This is a genomic window from Novosphingobium sp. 63-713, from assembly GCF_001898925.1.
In the GTDB taxonomy this organism is placed as follows: Bacteria; Pseudomonadota; Alphaproteobacteria; order Sphingomonadales; family Sphingomonadaceae; genus Novosphingobium.
In genome coordinates this window covers 661,242-678,891 of record NZ_MKVS01000047.1, presented here as the reverse complement: position 1 = coordinate 678,891, position 17,650 = coordinate 661,242, and the positions used below count along the sequence as shown (strand labels likewise).

The 17,650-nt window shown below is 64.4% G+C and carries 15 protein-coding genes and 1 tRNA gene; 8 read left to right on the top strand and 8 right to left on the bottom strand.

Annotated elements, in window-relative coordinates; genetic code table 11:
- Positions 1–112: 112 nt before the first annotated feature.
- Positions 113–1,339 (top strand): cation:proton antiporter, encoded by a 1,227-nt coding sequence (locus tag BGP00_RS21510; RefSeq protein ID WP_292688898.1) that lies wholly within the window; start codon positions 113–115, stop codon positions 1,337–1,339.
- 107 nt (positions 1,340–1,446) lie between these two features.
- A tRNA-Thr gene (locus BGP00_RS21505) sits at positions 1,447–1,522 on the top strand.
- A gap of 152 nt (positions 1,523–1,674) precedes the next feature.
- On the opposite strand, the gene BGP00_RS21500 is transcribed toward BGP00_RS21505, so the two are convergent.
- From BGP00_RS21500 to BGP00_RS21485, 4 genes are all read right to left on the bottom strand, one after another.
- Positions 1,675–3,600, bottom strand: a complete 1,926-nt coding sequence (locus BGP00_RS21500; RefSeq protein WP_292688896.1) for a methyl-accepting chemotaxis protein — start codon at positions 3,598–3,600, stop codon at positions 1,675–1,677.
- 290 nt (positions 3,601–3,890) lie between these two features.
- A complete protein-coding gene (locus BGP00_RS21495) occupies positions 3,891–4,910 on the bottom strand; it encodes a hypothetical protein (protein WP_292688894.1) in 1,020 nt (339 codons plus the stop codon).
- Between the two features lie 173 nt (positions 4,911–5,083).
- The gene (locus BGP00_RS21490; protein ID WP_292688892.1) at positions 5,084–5,866 is read right to left on the bottom strand and encodes an OmpA family protein; all 783 of its coding nucleotides are present in this window, start codon (positions 5,864–5,866) and stop codon (positions 5,084–5,086) included.
- A 109-nt stretch (positions 5,867–5,975) separates the two neighbouring features.
- Positions 5,976–7,196 (bottom strand): S8 family serine peptidase, encoded by a 1,221-nt coding sequence (locus tag BGP00_RS21485; RefSeq protein WP_292688890.1) that lies wholly within the window; start codon positions 7,194–7,196, stop codon positions 5,976–5,978.
- A 134-nt stretch (positions 7,197–7,330) separates the two neighbouring features.
- Here BGP00_RS21485 and BGP00_RS21480 point away from each other — a divergent pair, with 134 nt between their 5' ends.
- The 4 genes from BGP00_RS21480 to BGP00_RS21465 all read left to right on the top strand — a co-directional run bounded on the left by BGP00_RS21480 (position 7,331) and on the right by BGP00_RS21465 (position 10,533).
- Positions 7,331–7,780 (top strand): RNA polymerase sigma factor, encoded by a 450-nt coding sequence (locus BGP00_RS21480; RefSeq protein ID WP_292688888.1) that lies wholly within the window; start codon positions 7,331–7,333, stop codon positions 7,778–7,780.
- Positions 7,777–8,538 carry an anti-sigma factor gene (locus tag BGP00_RS21475; RefSeq protein ID WP_292688886.1) on the top strand — a complete coding sequence of 254 codons (762 nt, stop codon included), beginning with the start codon at positions 7,777–7,779 and terminating at the stop codon, positions 8,536–8,538. The genes BGP00_RS21480 and BGP00_RS21475 overlap by 4 nt, the downstream gene beginning before the upstream one ends.
- Positions 8,539–8,693: 155 nt before the next feature.
- Positions 8,694–9,686 (top strand): LacI family DNA-binding transcriptional regulator, encoded by a 993-nt coding sequence (locus tag BGP00_RS21470; RefSeq protein WP_292688884.1) that lies wholly within the window; start codon positions 8,694–8,696, stop codon positions 9,684–9,686.
- Between the two features lie 343 nt (positions 9,687–10,029).
- Positions 10,030–10,533 (top strand): DUF2478 domain-containing protein, encoded by a 504-nt coding sequence (locus BGP00_RS21465; RefSeq protein ID WP_292688882.1) that lies wholly within the window; start codon positions 10,030–10,032, stop codon positions 10,531–10,533.
- Here BGP00_RS21465 and BGP00_RS21460 read toward each other — a convergent pair.
- Both BGP00_RS21460 and BGP00_RS21455 read right to left on the bottom strand, forming a co-directional pair.
- Positions 10,502–11,491, bottom strand: a complete 990-nt coding sequence (locus tag BGP00_RS21460; protein ID WP_292688880.1) for an LLM class flavin-dependent oxidoreductase — start codon at positions 11,489–11,491, stop codon at positions 10,502–10,504. The genes BGP00_RS21465 and BGP00_RS21460 overlap by 32 nt on opposite strands.
- A 62-nt stretch (positions 11,492–11,553) precedes the next feature.
- On the bottom strand, positions 11,554–12,399 hold the full coding sequence (locus tag BGP00_RS21455) for a rhodanese-related sulfurtransferase (protein ID WP_292688878.1): 846 nt from the start codon (positions 12,397–12,399) through the stop codon (positions 11,554–11,556).
- An 80-nt stretch (positions 12,400–12,479) separates the two neighbouring features.
- On the opposite strand from BGP00_RS21455, the gene BGP00_RS21450 reads away from it, so the two are divergent.
- The gene (locus BGP00_RS21450) at positions 12,480–14,348 is read left to right on the top strand and encodes an ABC-F family ATP-binding cassette domain-containing protein (RefSeq protein WP_292688876.1); all 1,869 of its coding nucleotides are present in this window, start codon (positions 12,480–12,482) and stop codon (positions 14,346–14,348) included.
- 326 nt (positions 14,349–14,674) lie between these two features.
- Complete coding sequence (locus tag BGP00_RS21445; protein WP_292688874.1) at positions 14,675–14,968, top strand: hypothetical protein; 294 nt, start codon at positions 14,675–14,677, stop codon at positions 14,966–14,968.
- Positions 14,969–15,099: 131 nt separating this feature from the next.
- On the opposite strand, the gene BGP00_RS21440 is transcribed toward BGP00_RS21445, so the two are convergent.
- Together BGP00_RS21440 and BGP00_RS21435 are read right to left on the bottom strand one after the other, a co-directional pair.
- Complete coding sequence (locus BGP00_RS21440) at positions 15,100–15,549, bottom strand: cytochrome c (RefSeq protein ID WP_168604242.1); 450 nt, start codon at positions 15,547–15,549, stop codon at positions 15,100–15,102.
- Between the two features lie 5 nt (positions 15,550–15,554).
- On the bottom strand, positions 15,555–17,123 hold the full coding sequence (locus BGP00_RS21435) for a flavin monoamine oxidase family protein (RefSeq protein WP_168604241.1): 1,569 nt from the start codon (positions 17,121–17,123) through the stop codon (positions 15,555–15,557).
- Positions 17,124–17,650 lie beyond the last annotated feature (527 nt).

Sequence of the window (17,650 nt, the reverse complement as noted above, 5' to 3'; positions counted from 1 at the left end):
ACTTTGTATCCATTCCTGACAGAAATCCAGCCCCGGAATGAGCGTTGGTGACTTGCTGTTTTCAATGGGCTAGACTGTGTGCAAACAATTGCAAAACACTTCAGAGAGGCCCATGACCAACGCTGAACTTTCCCCCCTGTTCTTTCTGGCCATGGCCTGCATTCTGGCCGCCTCGCGCGTGGTGGGCTGGGCCGCCCGGCGCTTTCTGGGCCAACCGCAGGTGGTGGGCGAGATGATCGCGGGCGTGCTGCTGGGGCCTTCGCTGCTGGGCTGGCTGGCGCCGGGGGTGGAGGCGATGCTGTTTCCGCCGGAACTGAAAAAGATTCTGTATGTCGGCGCGCAACTGGGCGTGGGCCTTTACATGTTTCTGGTCGGCCTGACCTTCAGCCGCGAGGAATTTCGCCTGAACGCCGGGCGTGCGGCGGCGGTTTCGGTTGCGGGCATGGCCGCGCCCTTTGCGGCGGCGGCGGCCATGGCGCCATGGCTGATCGCGCAAAACGGCCTGTTCATGCCCCATGTCGGCGTCGCGCAGGCCAGCCTGTTTCTGGGCGCGGCGATTGCCATCACGGCCTTTCCCATGCTGGCGCGAATCATCCATGAACAAGGCCTCGCAGGCACGCGCATGGGCACGCTCAGCCTGGCCGCAGGCGCGATCGGCGATGCAGGCGCGTGGGTGGTGATGGCGCTGGTGCTGGCCAGCCTTGGCGCGGGGCCTGCCGTGGCGGTCAAGGCGGCGGGGGGCGGACTGGCCTTTGCGCTGGTGATGGCGCTGGTCGCGCCGCGCCTGCTGGCCCCGCTGGGCCACCGGGCCGAGGCGCAGGGCATGGACGATGGTTTGCTGACGCTAGTGCTCGGACTTTTCCTGCTTTGCGCATGGGCAATGGATGCCTGCGGGATGCATGCGGTGTTCGGCGGCTTTCTGCTGGGCACGGCCATGCCGCGCGGCGCTCTGGCCGAGGGGCTGCGCGCGCGCCTTGAACCCTTTGCCACCACCTTCCTCCTGCCGATGTTCTTCACCTTCTCCGGGCTCAACACCCAGCTTCAGGTGCTGGGCAAACTTGATCTGGTGCTGGTCACGCTGGCGATCATGGCCGCCGCCGTCTTGGCCAAGGGCGGCGCGTGCTATCTGGCCGCGCGCCTTTCGGGCGAGGACAATCGCAGCGCGCTGGGCATAGGGGCACTGATGAATGCGCGCGGGTTGATGGAGTTGATCATCATCAACATCGGGCTTCAGGCCGGAATCATCGGGCCGGGCCTGTTTGCGATTCTCGTGCTGATGGCGATTGTCACCACGCTGATGGCCTCGCCCCTGCTGGCGCTTTCACGCCGGTTTGGCTGAGGCCGGGGGCGGCGTTTAGGGCAGGTTGAAAGGATTGCGAGTTTTGTCGCTTTTTTGCCTTGCCATCCCGCCCCTCTATAGCTAAACGCCCGCCTCACCGCTGGAGTGCCGCTTTAGCTCAGCCGGTAGAGCACATCATTCGTAATGATGGGGTCAGGTGTTCGAGTCACCTAAGCGGCACCACTTTTCCAAGCGTTTAGCCCCAAATTCGCCGACACGTTACACGCGCTTTGCCATGCGCGCGTCGCGGTCCTGCCCCGCATACAGCAAACCCCCGCTCCGCATGAGGAAGCGAGGGCCTGCCTGTGAGAGAAGGTTGTGCTGAAGCCGTGGGTTCAGGCCGCGCGGCCGAAGTCGGCGTCATCCTCATCCTCGCCGCCGCTCATCATATCCAGCGCAAAGCCTTTGACGCGCTCTTGCTGGTGCATGACGGAATTGGGCTTGGATTTTCTGGACTTGGCGCGGGGCGGCGGAGCGGCGCGGGTCTGGCGCGCGGGGGCGCTGCGCTGGACGGGCTGGGGGGCGCTCATGCTGTCCTCGGCGCTGACGCGGAAGAAAGAGACGATGTGCTGCAATTCGTCGGCCTGCGAGGCCAGTTCCTCCGAGGTCGAGGAAATTTCGACCGAGGCGCTGGCGTTCTTTTGAGTCACGCGATCAAGCTGCTGGATCGCTTCATTGATTTGCGACGCGCCAATGTCCTGCTCGCGGCAGGCGGCGCTGATTTCCGACACCAGTTCGGCGGTGCGGCGGATGTCGGGCACCAGTTTGGTCAGCATCTCGCCCGCTTCGGCCGCGGCCTTCACCGTATCGGAAGACACAGCCACGATCTCGGCGGCCGCCACCTGGCTGCGCTCGGCCAGTTTGCGGACCTCGGAGGCAACCACGGCAAAGCCCTTGCCATGTTCGCCCGCGCGGGCCGCCTCTACGGCCGCGTTCAGCGCCAGCAGGTCGGTCTGACGCGCGATTTCCTGCACAATGCCGATCTTGGCCGCGATGGTGCGCATCGCGCCCACCGCCTTGTCCACCGCCGCGCCCGACAATTCGGCATCGCGTGAGGACTGGCGGGCGATCTTTTCGGTCTGGGCGGCATTGTCGGCGTTCTGGCGGATATTGCCCGCCATCTGCTCCATCGAGGCCGAGGCCTCCTCGGTCGAGGCGGCCTGTTCGCTGGCGCCCTCGGACAATTGTTCGGAACTGGCGGCCATCTGGTTGCTGCCGGCGGCCACATGCCCGGCCGCGCCGCCCACGTTAAGGGCAAAGGCGCGCAGATTGTCGATCAAACGGTTGACCGAATTCTTCATCTTTTGATGGTCGCCCTGACATTCGATCTCGACCCGTTCGAGCAGATCACCCTTGCTGGCCAGATCCAGCACCCGATTGCCCTCGCCAATGGGCAGCAGGATCGCATCGAGCATACCGTTGATCCCGGCGATCAGCGCGGCAAAATCACCGACAAACCGGCGGTCATCGCCCCGCTCGCTCAATTGCCCCGCCGTGGAGGCATCGATCAGGCGGTGAATTTCCGTGGTGATCGCGCGCAGATTGGTGCGCAATGTCTCGATCGTCTCGTTGATAAAGGCCTTTTTGCCGGGGAATTGTTCAAGCGGCGCGTCGAAATCGCCCTCGCCGAACGCTTTCACACAGGCCATGGCCTTTTTCTTCACCGCGATATGTCCGGCCACCATATCATTGATGCCCTGCGCCACGGTGGCAAAATCGCCCTTGAACTTTTCCGCGCGCACCTGAACGTCGATATCGCCCTTGTCATGCTCAGCCGCCATGTAGTTCATCTCGGTGATCAGCCCGCGCAGATTGGCGCGCAATGTCTCGATCGTCTCGTTGATGAAGGCTTTCTTGCCGGGGAATTGTTCAAGCGGCGCGTCGAAATCGCCCTCGCTGAACGCCTTCACACAGACCATGGCCTTTTTCTTCACCGCGATATGTCCGGCCACCATAGTATTGATGCCGCGCGCCATGTCGGCCAGTTCGCCCCGGAATTTGTCCACGGGCAGGATCGCGTCAATCTCGCCCCGGTCATGCTCGCCCGCCATGGTTGCCACGCCGTGGCCCAGCGCCTGCATCGGTTGCGCCGCGCTGTCGAGCAGCCGGTTGATCGCGCCAAGGATCACCTGCGTATGGCCCTTGCCGACCATGGGATCGGTCCGCGCGCCCAGATCGCCGGCGGCCATGGCTGCTTCGACACGCTCAATCTCGGCCACGATGGATTCGGGCGAAACGCTGGAGAAAATACTAAGCGCCATGAACCAATTCCTCTTTACCGGCTCTTTATCTGAATGATTTTTATATTTTTTCCGAACGCGCCGACCTTTCGCAATTATACGGAAGGAAAGTCGGACATGCTTCGGATGTCAAGAATTACCCAACAAGTACATGGATCTTCTCGAATAACGGTAAATTGAAACCGGGCCTTATCTAAGCAAATATCCGATAGGCGCTTTAGATCGGGATTCGCCTTAGGATTTTCCTGCCGCTCGCACAGGAAAAGGGGCGGCCCCAAAGGACCGCCCCTTCCCCCTCATCAACATCCGGTTCAACGGGTCGCGCCGCTGGCCTGTCCCTGCGCGGCATTCTCGATCTGCTGGCCGTTCATGGTCGAGATCAGGCTCTTGCCATTGCCGCTGGCGGCAAAATTGCCTGCAGGCAGCGTGATATCGCTGTTGCGGGCGCGCATCACCACGCTCTGCACCCGGCCGTTGCTGTCGGCCACCACCTGACGCACCTTGCCCAGACGCGAGCCATCGGGGGCGGTGATCGCCATGCCGGGCTTGACGGCGGCGCTGCCCGCAACCTGCGAGGCCGCGCTGCCCGCCAGCGCCAGATTGCTGCTGCCCAGCGAACCGGCGGCGGAAAGCGAGTTCTGCGCGCTGCCCTGCGCGGCGGCGCTCAGGCCATTGGCGCGCCCGGCAACGTTAGAGGCGACATCATTGGCGCGCCCGGCGACATTGGAGGCGGTATTGGAGGCAGCCTCCTTGCCGCGCGAGGCTGCATTCGCCGCCGTCATATTGGCGCGCGATACGGCGCCCGAGGCCGCAGAGCGCGCATCGCCCACCGCCCCATTGGCTCGCGAGGCCGCCGCCCGGGCGCCATTGGCCACCTGATCCGTGCCGATCAGCTGCGCATTCGCACTGCCGCTGCCGGTGGCCGAACCGCTGGCCGAAAGCGCGCCATCGACAGTGCGCGTCCCGGTAACCGGGGCGGTCGTCGTGGTGGTCTGGGTCAGATTGGCCGCGCCATTGCCGGTCACGCTGCGATTGGCGTCCACCTTGCCATTGTGGGTGTTGACATGCTGGCTGCCGGTGGTGTTGCCGCTGGCCGTGGCGGTGCTGCGGGTGGTGGAGCGCGTGGTGGTTTCCACCTGCGAAGTGGCCGAACCGATGGTGCCCATCGATCCGAAACCGCCCATCGAACCTGCGCCACCGATCGCGCCGCCCAGACCGCCGCCAATGGCGCCCCCAAGGCCACCGCCGCCGCCCAGCAACTGGGCATGGGCAGGCACCGAGGCGAGGCTGAGAACCAGAGCGGCGAAAGTAAGGCTGGAAATGCGGGTCATGTCGTGTCTCCTTCATGATAATGTTGGGAACCACGTCCTGGGGTTCTGATGAGGAAACGAGTGCCGAAGCGGATTTCTTCCAAAGAAAATTCGGAAATTTTTAAAAAGAAATCCCCGCAGAAAGAGATGAACCTCTCTGCGGGGACCTGCCGCCTGCCGTTGGTAGCCGATAATCAGGCGGCATAGGGGGTAAGGATGATTTCCACGCGGCGGTTGGCGGCGCGCCCGCTGATGGTGGCGTTTGAAGCGATCGGCTCGGTCTTGCCGAAACCCTGCACATGCATCCGCGCGCCATTGACGCTGCGGTCGGCCAGATAATCGGCCACCGCACCGGCGCGCCGTTCCGACAGGCGCTGGTTATAGGCATAGGAGCCGATGGCATCGGTATGGCCGTTCACATCGACATAGGTGGCCGGATATTTGCCCAGCGTGCGCGACACCGCATCGAGCACGCCGTAAAAGCGCGGCTGGATGTCGTGCTTGTCAAAGGCGAAGGTCACATCAGAGGGCATTTCCAGCACGATCTGATTGTTGCGCTTGATCACCTCGACCCCGGTGCCGCGCAGGTCATTTTGCAGCACGACATACTGGCGGTCGATATAGGCGGGCGCCTCGGCATAGGTGATGGGCATGATGCCCGCATTGACGATGGCCACGCGGCGCACCGCGACATCGGGAATGGCCGGAACAAGGGCGGGCACGGCAACCACCGTGTTGACACGGCTGACCACCGGCACCGCGACCGCAGGACGGGCCACAACCGGCGCGCGCACCGCAGGAGCCTCGACATCCTGAGCCAGCGATCCGGCAACGCCCAGCGAGCCCGTGGCCCCGCCCAGCGCCCCGCCGACACCCAGCCCGCCGCCGATCGCGCCGCCCAGCAACTGGGCGTGAACCGGGGCGGCCAGAGCCAGCGTCATCGCAATGGATGCGGCGATGTTGAAAGCCTTCCTCATGATCTGTCTCCTTCATCTGTGCCAGCCCGTGGAAAGAGAGCGTTGCGACTGGCTATGATGAGGAAACGATGGGGCTTGCGGTTTTCTTCCCTGCGCGACGCGGATTTTTTCAAATGCCCTTGCGACAGGCATTGCACAGAATGCCCCGCCCGGTGCGCGCGCCCGCGCCCACCGCCTCGCGGTCCAGCGCGGCCAGAGCGCCCGACGGATAGGCCGCCAGACGCGCAGCCACCAGCGGCGCGGCAAAGGAAGTGCCCCGCAAAGTCACCCGCCCGGCAAGTCCAACGGCAGTCATATCCGCGCCCGGCGCGGCATAATCGAGATGGCTGGCCCGCCCGGCCTCGAACAATACGCGTCCCTTGCCGTCCACCCCGGTCACGGCCACGACATCGCGATAAGAGGCCGGATAGGACAAAGGCGAGGCCGCACCATCATTGCCGACGGCGGCCACGACAAACATGCCCCTCGCCTGCGCCGCAGCAACGGCCCGCTCCAGCAGGGGATTGGCAGGCCCGACAAGGCTGATCGAGACGACCGGCACGCGCTGCGCCGCCATCCAGCCCAGCGCCTTGGCGATGGCCAGCGCATTGCCGCCCGCAGGATCGGCGCCATAGACATCGGCGGCAAAGACATGCGCCACCCCCGCCCCACCCAGCAGCGAGACGATGGATTGAGCATGTTGATTGGGGCGCGGGGCGCCGGTGGCGAAACCGGCCTGCGCCGAAAGGCGGGCATCGGGCCGCACGCCGCCGTCGATCAGGCCCACCGTGCCACCCCGTGGCGAGGGCATGGCGGAGGAGCCAGTCGTAGGCCCTGTCTGGCCGCCGGGGAAATGGATCTGATCGGCCGTCACCGTCTTGGCGGGCAGCAGCTTCTGCAAGGCCCGCGTGGCATCGGGCAAGGACAGACCGGCGGGGGTTTCCAGCCGGGCAAAGCCCACGCCCAGCCCTTCCAGATCGCCATGCTCCATCACGCGATAGCCCGATTTTTCCGCCAGCATCAGCGCGGCCGGATCGGGATCGAGCAGCAGCAGTTCATGCGCGCGCGCGGGCGATCCATTGGCGTCCATCGCCACCGTATTGCGATTGCGGCGCACGAAATCATCCAGCCGCTGCAGCCGCAGATCGGCCAGCGCGCGCAGATCCTCCAGCGGGCGTGCCACCACCGAGGCGGCCCCGTCCCCCGCAGCATCCAGCGTGCCGCGCAGCCGGTCCACCGCCCCGCCCAAGGTCTGACCAACAGCGGGCAGCCCAAGCTGGGCCAGCGCAGGCCCCGCCGCCCCCGCCAGCAGCGCGGCGACAATCCCCAGCCTGATCAACCGCTGTCGCACTCTCTTGCCCTTTGTTCAAAAAAATCGCACCAACGCGGAAGAAACGAGCGTGGTCGTCCGTTTCATCCATGACAAGGTGCAAATCATTGCCAACGGCTCAATTCAGCGAAGGACTGGTCAGGCTTTTGCCGCAGATGCGGCGGTTTGCCCGCGGTCTGACGCGGGACGGGGCCGATGGCGACGATCTGTGCCAGATGACAATCGAACGCGCGCTCAAATCCTCGCATCTGTGGACCGAGGGCACGCGCCTTGATTCATGGGTGTATCGGATCATGCGCAACATATGGATCGACGAGGCCCGCGCCCGCAACCGCGCCAGCCAGACCTTCGCCCCCGAAGAGGATGGCGAACATGTGGGCATGGCGGGCGATGTGGGGATCGAGGCCCATGTCGAACTGGGCAATGTGGACCGCGCGATGGCGCAATTGCCCGATGAGCAGCGCGAGGCGGTGATGCTCGTGCTGGTCGAGGGCTTTGCCTATAAGGAGGCGGCCGAAATCATCGGATGCCCGATAGGCACGCTCACCTCGCGTCTGGCGCGGGGGCGCGAGGCGCTGATGCGCGCATTGGGAGAACAATCATGAGCATCAGCCGCGAAGAAATCATGGCCTATGTCGATGGCGAAATGGACGAGGCCGCCCGCGCCAAGGTGACGCTGGCCGCGCTGAGCGACCTTGACCTTGCCGAGGCGATTGCGCGCGAGCGTGCGCTGCGCGAGCGGCTGCAGGGCCATTTCGCGGGCGTGGCGCAGGAGCCTGTACCCCCGGCGTGGGAGGCGATGATCCGCAAGGCGCAGTCGGCCGAAGCCCCCGCCGAAGCCCCGCCCGCCCCCGTCATCGATCTGGCGCAGGTGCGCCGCAGAAAGGCCGAGGAGGCCAAGGCCGCCCGGCCCAAAATCCCCCTCTCGCAGCGCAAATGGTTTGGCGGAGCGATTGCCGCCGCGCTGGTCATGGGCCTGTTCCTGGGCGGCCAGATGATGCGCAGCGAAGGACCGATCACGGCCAAGGACGGCGCGCTGCTGGCCTCGGGCGATCTGGCCCATGCGCTGGACCGGCAACTGGCCGCCAATGAAGGATCGACGCGGATGATCGCCACGTTCCGGCGGGGCGACGGGGCGGTGTGCCGCGCCTTTTCCGGCGCTTCGGCCTCGGGCATCGCCTGCCATGGCGGCGATGGCTGGCGGCTGGAGCATGTGATGCCGGGATCGGACGCCTCGGGCGCGCAATATCGTCAGGCCGGGTCGGCCGATGCCGCCGTCATGGCCATCGCACAGGATATGGCCGTGGGCGAACCGATGGATGCGGCGCAGGAAAAAGCGGCCAGAGACAAGGGTTGGCGCTAAAATTTCCATCGTTGGTATTTGTCTATTTGAACCCTGTGAAAAAACAGGTTGAAATGGTGTGTCCTTGCGCTCTAGTCTCCCTATGACAACGTTAACATAAGGAGCGCCGAAAGCGGGGGCAATTATCGCTTTTGCGGCGCAGGCAGAGGATAGTCGTGACCACCATCAAGGATGTGGCCGAGCGCGCGGGCGTTTCGATCAAGACCGTTTCGCGCGTGCTGAACGAAGAGCCGCATGTGCGTGCGCAGGTGAAGGAACGCGTGCATGCCGCCGCGCGCGAGCTGGATTACAAGCCCAATCGCGCGGCCAGCCGCCTTGCGGGCGGGCGCTCCTTCCTGATCGCGCATCTCTATGACAATCCCAACCCCAGCTATATTTCCGCGCTGCATATCGGTGCGGCGCGGCGGTGCCGGGAATTGGGCTATCATCTGGTGGTCGAGCCGGTGAACAGTCAGGACGAGGATCTGCTGGGTCTGGTCCGGCGCCTGTTCGCCACGATTGCCCCCGATGGTATTTTGCTCAGCCCACCTTTGTCGGAAAACACCGAATTTGTCGAAAGCGTGCGCAAGCTGGGCGGGCGGATCGCGCTGATTTCGGCGACGCACGGCGATGAGTTGCGGCATATCTCCACCGATGAACGCGGGGCCAGCAAGGCGATCATGGCGCATCTGCTGGGTCTGGGCCACCGCCGCATCGGTTTCGTGCGCGGCCACCCCCAGCATTTCGGCGCCACCTTGCGCTATGACGGCTATTGCCAGTCGCTGGTCGAGGCCGGGCTGGAGCTTGAACCGGCGCTGGTGGCGCAGGGCTATTTCGACCTGCAATCGGGGCTGGAGGCGACCCGCAGCCTGCTTGCCCTTCCCGAGCGGCCCACGGCGATCTTTGCCTCGAATGACGAAATGGCGGTGGGCGCGCTGATGGCCGCGCGCGAATTCGGGCTGTCCGTGCCCGAGGATCTCTCCATCATCGGCTTTGACGATACGCCGATGAGTCGCCTGATCTCGCCCGCACTGACCACCGTGCGCCAGCCGCTGGAGGCAATGGGCGCGGCGGGGGTGGAATCCATCGTCTCGCCCGACAAGGCTCCGCGCGACTATCTGGATTTCGAGATCATCCTGCGCGATTCCTGCGCGCCGCCGAGGGGATAGGAAAGTTTGCCTCCGGCGGGCAAAGGGCGGGGGCCCTTTGCAATCCCGTTACTTGGGGCGTGGGTTCGACGGTGGGCGGGCATTTTCATGATGATGGATAGCCGCTGCGCGGCGGGGGTGGCCTGACAGGCACCCTTGCGTTTGTCCGCGCGCGGCGTCATCGTCGGGCAAGTTTCGCCATGAAAGGATGCGGGAATGAAGGCAGGATTGGCAGTGCTGATGGCCGGATTGCTGATCGCCGCGCCCGCATTGGCGCAGCCCATCGCAGGCGGCTGGACGGCACGATGAAGCTGAGCGGAAAAAAGCGCCTTTGAACTCTCCGGCCCCCATCCTCGGCGCGATCATGGCCGAACGTTCCGCCAGCGCGCAAGCCCTGCTGGCGCAGATCGTCGGGCGCTGGAGCGAAACGCTGCGCATAGCGGGCGTAATCGAGGAGCCACCGGCCAGCGGCGAGGATTGCTCGCCCGGCACACTGGTCAGCATCCACGATGGCGCGCGTTTCCCGCTGGGTCAGGATCTGGGCTGCGAGGCGCAGGGCTGCACGCTCGATTCAGGCGCGCTGGTTTCGGCGGCGGCCTGGGTGGAAACGCGCCTGTCCCAACCCTGCGACCTCCTCATCCTGAGCAAGTTCGGCAAGATGGAGGCCGAGGCGGGCAGCGGTCTGCTCTCCTGCCTGTTGGCGGCGCTGGATCAGGGGGTGCCGGTGCTGCTGACGATCTCGCCCCGTTTTGTCGGGGCATGGGCCGAATTTGCCGGGCCCTATGCCCAGACCCTGCCGCCCGACCTTGCGGCGGTCGAGGATTGGCTGGAACGGATCACAGCGCCCGCATCGCTGCCGCCGCAATAGAAAAGCTGCGGCGCCGCGCTTCCTGATCGAACATCTGGCCCGCAACGATGATCTCATCGGCCCCGGTCCGCGCGATCAGGCGACGCAGCATCGCCTCGACATCGCCCTGCGTGCCAATGGCGGTGCAGGCCATCACCTGATCCAACATGGCGCGATGGGGCGCAGGCAGGTTTTCATAGTAATTTTCAACCGGCGGCTTTACCCGTCCCCCGCCCTGCCCGGTGCGCAGCGCGACAAAGCCCTGCTGCATCGTCGAGGCCAGAAACCGGGCCTCTTCCGCCGTGTCGGCGGCAAACACATTGCAGGCCACCATCACATGCGGCCGGTCCAGCACCGCCGAGGGGCGGAACAGGCGGCGATAGACATCCACCGCTTCATCCAGCATGGCGGGCGCGAAATGCGAGGCAAAGCCATAGGGCAGGCCCATCGCGGCGGCCAGTTGCGCGCCATAGGTGCTGGACCCCAGCACCCACATCTCCGGCTGCGCCCCCGCACCCGGCACGGCGGGAAAGCCCGCCCGCGCGTCACCTGCGAAATAGGCCTGCAACTCCATCACCTGCTGCGGGAAGGCATCGGGATCGCCATGGCGCAGCGCCATCGCCACCCGCCCGTCCGACCCCGGCGCGCGGCCCAGCGCCAGATCGATCCGCCCCGGATAGAGCGCGTCAAGCGTGCCGAATTGCTCGGCAATCTGCAAAGGCGCATGGTTGGGCAGCATGATCCCGCCCGACCCGATGCGGATGCGCGACGTATGCCCGCCCACATGCGCCAGCACCACCGAGGTGGCCGCCCCGCCGATGCCGGGCATACCATGATGCTCGGCCACCCAGTATCGCGCAAACCCCTCGCCCTCGGTATGGGCGGCAAGGGCGGCGGCATGGGCATAGGCCTCATGCAGCGTGCCGCCTTCGAGCACGGGGACAAGATCGAGGACGGACAGGGGAATGGACTGGCTCATGCGCCCCTATCTGGGCATGGGGCTGGCGCGCTGCAAGGAGCGCGTTGATATGGAGCGCGATTTTAGGCGCAGGCCGGACAGGTTTCCCCGGCGATATAGAGCGGCGAGGCCTGCTCCGCTTCGCCCACCGGCGCGCCGCAGGCCGCACAGGACACGTGACTGCCCAGCGCAAGGCCATGGCCCAGCGTCACGCGTTCGTCGAACACGAAGCATTCGCCCTCCCACAGGCTTTGCTGCGCAGGCACCTTTTCGAGGTAATTGAGGATGCCGCCCTTGAGGTGATAGACCTGCTCAACGCCCTCGGATTTCAGGAAAGCGGTGGATTTTTCGCAGCGGATGCCCCCGGTGCAGAACATCGCGACCTTGGGCTGCTTGCCCTCTCCCAGCAATTGGTCCCTTTGGCTGCGGAACCAGTCGGGAAATTCGCGGAAAGAGCGCGTGTGGGGGTCGATGGCGCGCTGGAATGTTCCGGCCACCACCTCATAATGGTTGCGCGTATCGATGACGATGGTTTCCGGGTCGGCAATCAGCGCGTTCCAGTCCTGCGGCTCGACATAGGTGCCGACAATCGAGAGCGGATCGACGCCGGGCACGCCCATGGTGACGATCTCGCGCTTCATGCGCACCTTCATCCGGCCAAAGGGCATGGCGGCGGCGTGCGAATATTTGACCTCCAGCCCGGCGCAGCCCGGCAGCGCGCGGATATGGTCGATCACAGCGGCGATCCCTCGCGCGCTGCCCGCGATGGTGCCGTTGATCCCCTCGCCCGCCAGCAGCAGCGTGCCCTTGATCCCCTGCTCCTCGCAAAGCGCCAGCAAGGGCTCGCGCAGGGACGCAGGTTCGGCAAAGGGGGTGAAGTGATAAAGCGCGGCAACGGTGATCATGGGCGTATTCATGGGAGTCGTCATGGGGGCGGCCCATAGCGCGATTTGACGCATCGCGCAAAGCTGGGCTGGCCCTCGCGCGCCTTGCCTGCTAGGCGGCGCGGATGCTGAACATTTCCGATGTCACCGTGCGCCTCGGCGGCCGCACCATTATTGATCGCGCCAGCGCCGCCCTGCCCACGGGCGCGCGGGTGGGCCTTGTCGGGCGCAATGGCGCGGGCAAATCAACGCTGGTCAAAGCCATCATCGGCGAGCTGGAACCCGACGACGGCAGCATCGACATGCCGCGCCGCTCGCGTCTGGGCTATATCGCGCAGGAAGCGCCCACCGGCACCGCCACGCCGTTTGAAACCGTGCTGGCCGCCGATACCGAGCGCGCCGCGCTGCTGGAGGAAGCCGAAACTTCGACCGATCCGCACCGTTTGGGCGATGTGCATGACCGACTGATCGCGATTGACGCCTATACCGGGCCTGCCCGCGCGGCGCGCATCCTGCTGGGTCTGGGCTTTACCGAGGAAATGCAGGCACGCCCGCTCGATTCCTATTCGGGCGGCTGGAAAATGCGCGTGGCGCTGGCCGCGCTGCTGTTTTCGCAGCCCGATGTGCTGCTGCTCGACGAACCCTCGAACCACCTCGATCTGGAAGCCACGCTCTGGCTGGAAAACTTCCTGCGCGCCTATCCCGGCACGCTGCTGATCATCAGCCATGAGCGCGATCTGCTCAACAATGTGGTCGATACGATCCTGCATCTTCAGGGCGGCAAGCTGACGCTTTACGCGGGCGGATATGATTCGTTCGAACGCCAGCGCGCCGAACGCGCCGCCCAAGCCGCCGCCGCCAAGGCCGCGCAGGATGCCCAGCGCGCCAAGCTGGAGGATTACGTCCGCCGCAATTCGGCCCGCGCCAGCACCGCCAAGCAGGCCCAGTCGCGCGCCAAGATGCTGGCCAAGATGCAGCCGGTTCTGGGGATGATCGAGGATCCCTCGCTCTCGTTCAACTTCCCCGATCCGGCCGAATTGCGCCCGCCGCTGATCACGCTGGACCGCGCGGCGGTGGGCTATGGCGATACGCCGATCCTGCGGCGGCTCAACCTGCGTATCGACCCGGATGACCGCATCGCCCTGCTGGGCCGCAACGGCAACGGCAAGACCACGCTGGCGCGCCTGCTGGCCGGACAGCTCCCCGCGATGGAGGGCGAGATGGTCACGGCGGGCAAGCTCAACATCGGCTATTTCACCCAGTATCAGGTGGAAGAACTGGCGGGCGGCGACACGCCGCTGGTGCATATGGCCCGCGCGATGCAGGGCAAACCCGAGAGCGCGGTGCGCGCCCAGCTTGGCCGCTTCGGCTTTTCCGGCCCCAAGGCGACCACCTCCGTCAGCCAGCTTTCGGGCGGCGAGCGAGCGCGTCTGGCCCTCGCGCTGGTGACGCGCGATGCGCCGCATCTGCTCATCCTCGACGAACCGACCAACCACCTTGATGTCGATGCGCGCGAAGCCCTGGTGCAGGCGTTGAATGATTACCAGGGCGCGGTGATCCTCATCAGCCACGACCGCCACATGGTCGAAATGACCGCCGACCGCCTCGTGCTGGTCGATGGCGGGGCCGCCGAGCCCTATGATGGCAGCATCGAGGATTACATCGACTTCATCCTCGGCCGGAACCAGCCCAAGGCGGCGCCCGCCGAGGGCAGCGGAAAACCCGCGCCCTCCGCCGCTGTCAAAGCCAACAACCTTGCCTGGGCCGAGGTGAAGGAATTGCAGAAAAAGGTCGCCAAGGCCGAAAAGGACATGGCCAAATTGCAGGCCCGGATCGCTGAAGTGGATGTGGCCCTGTCCGACCCCGCCAAGGCGGCGCCTGCGCTCAAGGGCATGAACATTGGCAAGCTGGGCCAAATGCGCGAAACGCTGGAGGCCGAAACCGCCGCAGCCGAGGCCCATTGGATGACGTTGGTGGAAAAGCTGGAGGGGTGATGGGGTTGGGGGCGTTATGCCTCCGGCAGAGGTGGGGTAATGCCTCCGGCGGGCAAAGGGCGAAAGCCCTTTGCAATCCCGGTACTGTCCGCGTTGCGCTTTGGCGGCGGCGTTTTGTGTTGAGGCGAGGTGGCGGTTTTGAAGGCCGCTGCGCGGCGGGGGATGTCCGCTAAGTTAGGGGTTGCCGTCCCGCTGCTCTTTGGATTTTATGCGTTGGTATGCGCGCACATCACCTTCTGCATATAATCGCGGCCTCGATGTTATCCTGTTGCGGCCATGCGGCACCCCTGCCAGATCGACCTGCTCTCACTAAAATTCTTAAAGAGATGAAGTTCTCCCCTCATGATGGCTATATGGGAGCCGACGCGCCTGAAGATCGCGCACCCTTACAGGCGGAAGTCGACAAGGCGATTAAAGACATAGCCGAAATGCCTGACCCGCTTGTTGCTGATACCGTCCGAAACAGATTGCTTGACCTCATCAGCAGCGTCAATTGGTATGCGACCGAGGATCGGGAAGAAGTCGGACGTTACGCCATTCGTATCTGGCGGGCGGCTGGGTTTAACCAGGAAAGCGGACTGTTCCCGATAAACGACAATAAAGTCCTGGCTTATCCCTGATCCGACTTTTCCACGCCGGAGGCATCTTTCCACCCACCTCCCCAAACACAAAACAGGGCGAGGAAAGCCGAAACCTTCCCCGCCCCACCTCGCACTTCATACCGGGCGGAGCGCAACCTCCGCCCCATAACTCACCGCGTCGCCTTGGCGTCCGCAGCGGTTACCTTGTCCTTGTACTTGTTGCCGAAATTGGTGCGCACATAGTTCACCACATCGGCCACCTGCTGGTCGCTCATCATCTTGCCGACGGGGGGCATGCCGTTCTTGCCGTGCAGGACGATGTAGAGCGGGTAGCCTGCCGAGGCGAGGTTCTTGTTGGCGGCCAGAGCGGGGTACATGCCCGCCGCCTTGGCGCCCTTGGCATCGGGCATGTGACAACCGGCGCAGACGCGCTTGTACATGGCTTCGCCGGTGGGTTCGGAGAATTTGAACAGGCTGACGAAAGCGCCATCGGCATCGCCTGCCGATTTTTCGCCGGGCTTGGCGATCAGCGTGGTGGGCTGCGCGTCGCCGCGCTGGGCATGGGCGGGCGCGGACAGGGCAAGCCCGAGGGCGACGAGAGGAAAGAGGATCTTCTTCATGGATTTCACCCTGCCACAACACGTTGATGCAGACGCCCGATGGCGTCGAGCGAGGAGGTCAGCGCGCCTTCCTGCCATGCCGGGATGAACGAGGCATGTTCGCCCGCCAGCAGGATGCGGCCATCGATCTGGCACAGGTTGTCGTAATGCTCCTTGCGCGCCTCGGGGCTCCAGTTGCCAAAGCAGCCTTGGGTCCAGGGCACGCGGTGCCAGCCCACCGCCACGCCGTTGAGGAACTCGTCCTTGTACTGAGGGTGGATCTTGGCGCCCCATTCGACCGCGCGGGCCACACGCTCGGCGGGCGGCAGCGAGGTGAATTCATAGGCATAGGCGCCGAAGGTGTAGCCGCCCAGCAGAGTGGCCGGACCCGTTGAGCCATAGCGCGAGGAGGGATACGAAATCTGGGTTATTGGCAGGTCGGTATAGGAAATGCCGCCGAAGATATGGTCGTCCTGCTCCCAGAAGCGGCGCTTGAATTCGAGGCCCACCTTGAAGCCCGCCTCATAGGGCACGGCGCGGATGGCATTGGCCATCTTGTCGCCCACATTCATGTCGATCTGCGAAAGGACCGAAAGCGGGATCGTGCAGAGGCAATAATCGGCGCTGGCGGTGCCGCGCTGGCCGGTCTTGGTGTCCTCAAACGTGGCGGTCACGCCCTTGGCGTCCTGCTTGATCGACACGACCTTGCTGTTGAAGCGCACGAACTGGCCGACATGCTTTTCAAAGCCCTTGGCCACATTGTCCATGCCGCCCACCGGCTGGAAGATCGAGCTCTGGCGCTCGATGCCAAAGCCCGCCGACAGGCCGGTCCACAGGTGCGATTGCAGGACGGTCGAGAACTTCATCGGTTCGGACGGGATGGGATAGGCCGAAAGGCCGCCGCCCGGATTCTTGGCCCAACCGCGACGGTCCGAGCTTTCCGGCCCCTTCACATAGCGCAGATCCTTGTCCAGCGAGCCCCAATCGCGCAGGGCTTCGAGCAGGATCTCGGCGTCTTCCTTAGTCACTTCGTCCGACAAGGCCTGCTTGTTCACCGCCTTGGCCAGCAACTCGCTGGTATGGCCCATGAAATCGGCCTGAATCTCGCGGTAACGGATCGGCTTGCCGCCAAAGGCCTGCGTGTTGTGCAGCAGGGCATTGGTGTTGACCTGCATGAACGGTTCAAGCGCGACGCCCAGTTCATTGCAGTAAGAGATCATGCCCTTGTGGTCATAGGGCAGGCGCCACGGGCCGGGATTGATATAGTTGCCCGGCGCGAAACCGACATTCTGCGTCGCCCCGCCCAGTTCGGTGAAGCTGTCGCCGCCGCGCAGCGTCCACGAACGGCCGCCCACGCGATTGTTATATTCCAGCACCTGCACCTTGTAGCCCGCGCGGCTCAGCTCCAGAGCCGCCACCAGCCCCGCCACGCCCGCGCCCAGAATAAGCACCGAGGCGCCCTTGACGTCGCCTTCCAGCTTGGGCTTGCCCTTGAACGTGGTGGCATGGGCCTGATTGAGGCTGGACATGGCCATATACATGGCCGAAGCGCCCGCCGTCTTGCCAATCATGGCCAGCAGATCGCGCTTGGTCATCTTTGGAAGGAGCCCATTCGCGGCTGAATTGTCGGTCATTCTCAGGTTCCTGTTCGCATGTGCAACGAGGGGGGCAACATAAGGGGGCAACAAAGGCGGCTCTGCGACCTCTTCTGTCATACCATAGGGATTGTCAGGCTCTCAGGACAATTGAGGATTCCTAACAAAGCTTGGGGGCTGGATTGGGAAATCGGCGCAAATTTCGCATTTGTTGATACGCCAATGTGCTTATTCCGCATGACCTTGCCCAAAAGGACCAGTGCCTCCTTTTCCGCCTGATCGGGGCGAACGGCGCATTTTATGACCGTTTACCCCGCCATTTCCGGCATAAAATGCCGCATCGCGGCATACGCATGACACAAAGCAATAAAAGCGACATAAAAGCCCGGTCTATACGCCGAAGCCAGTATATGCCCCCCACCCTCCCGGGCGTAGCCAATCCTCATCGGGACCCCGCCCCCGGTTTCACAGCCCCCGTGAATCCGGTCGCGACCATGCCCCGACCCAGGGATCAAGGTTTAACCATG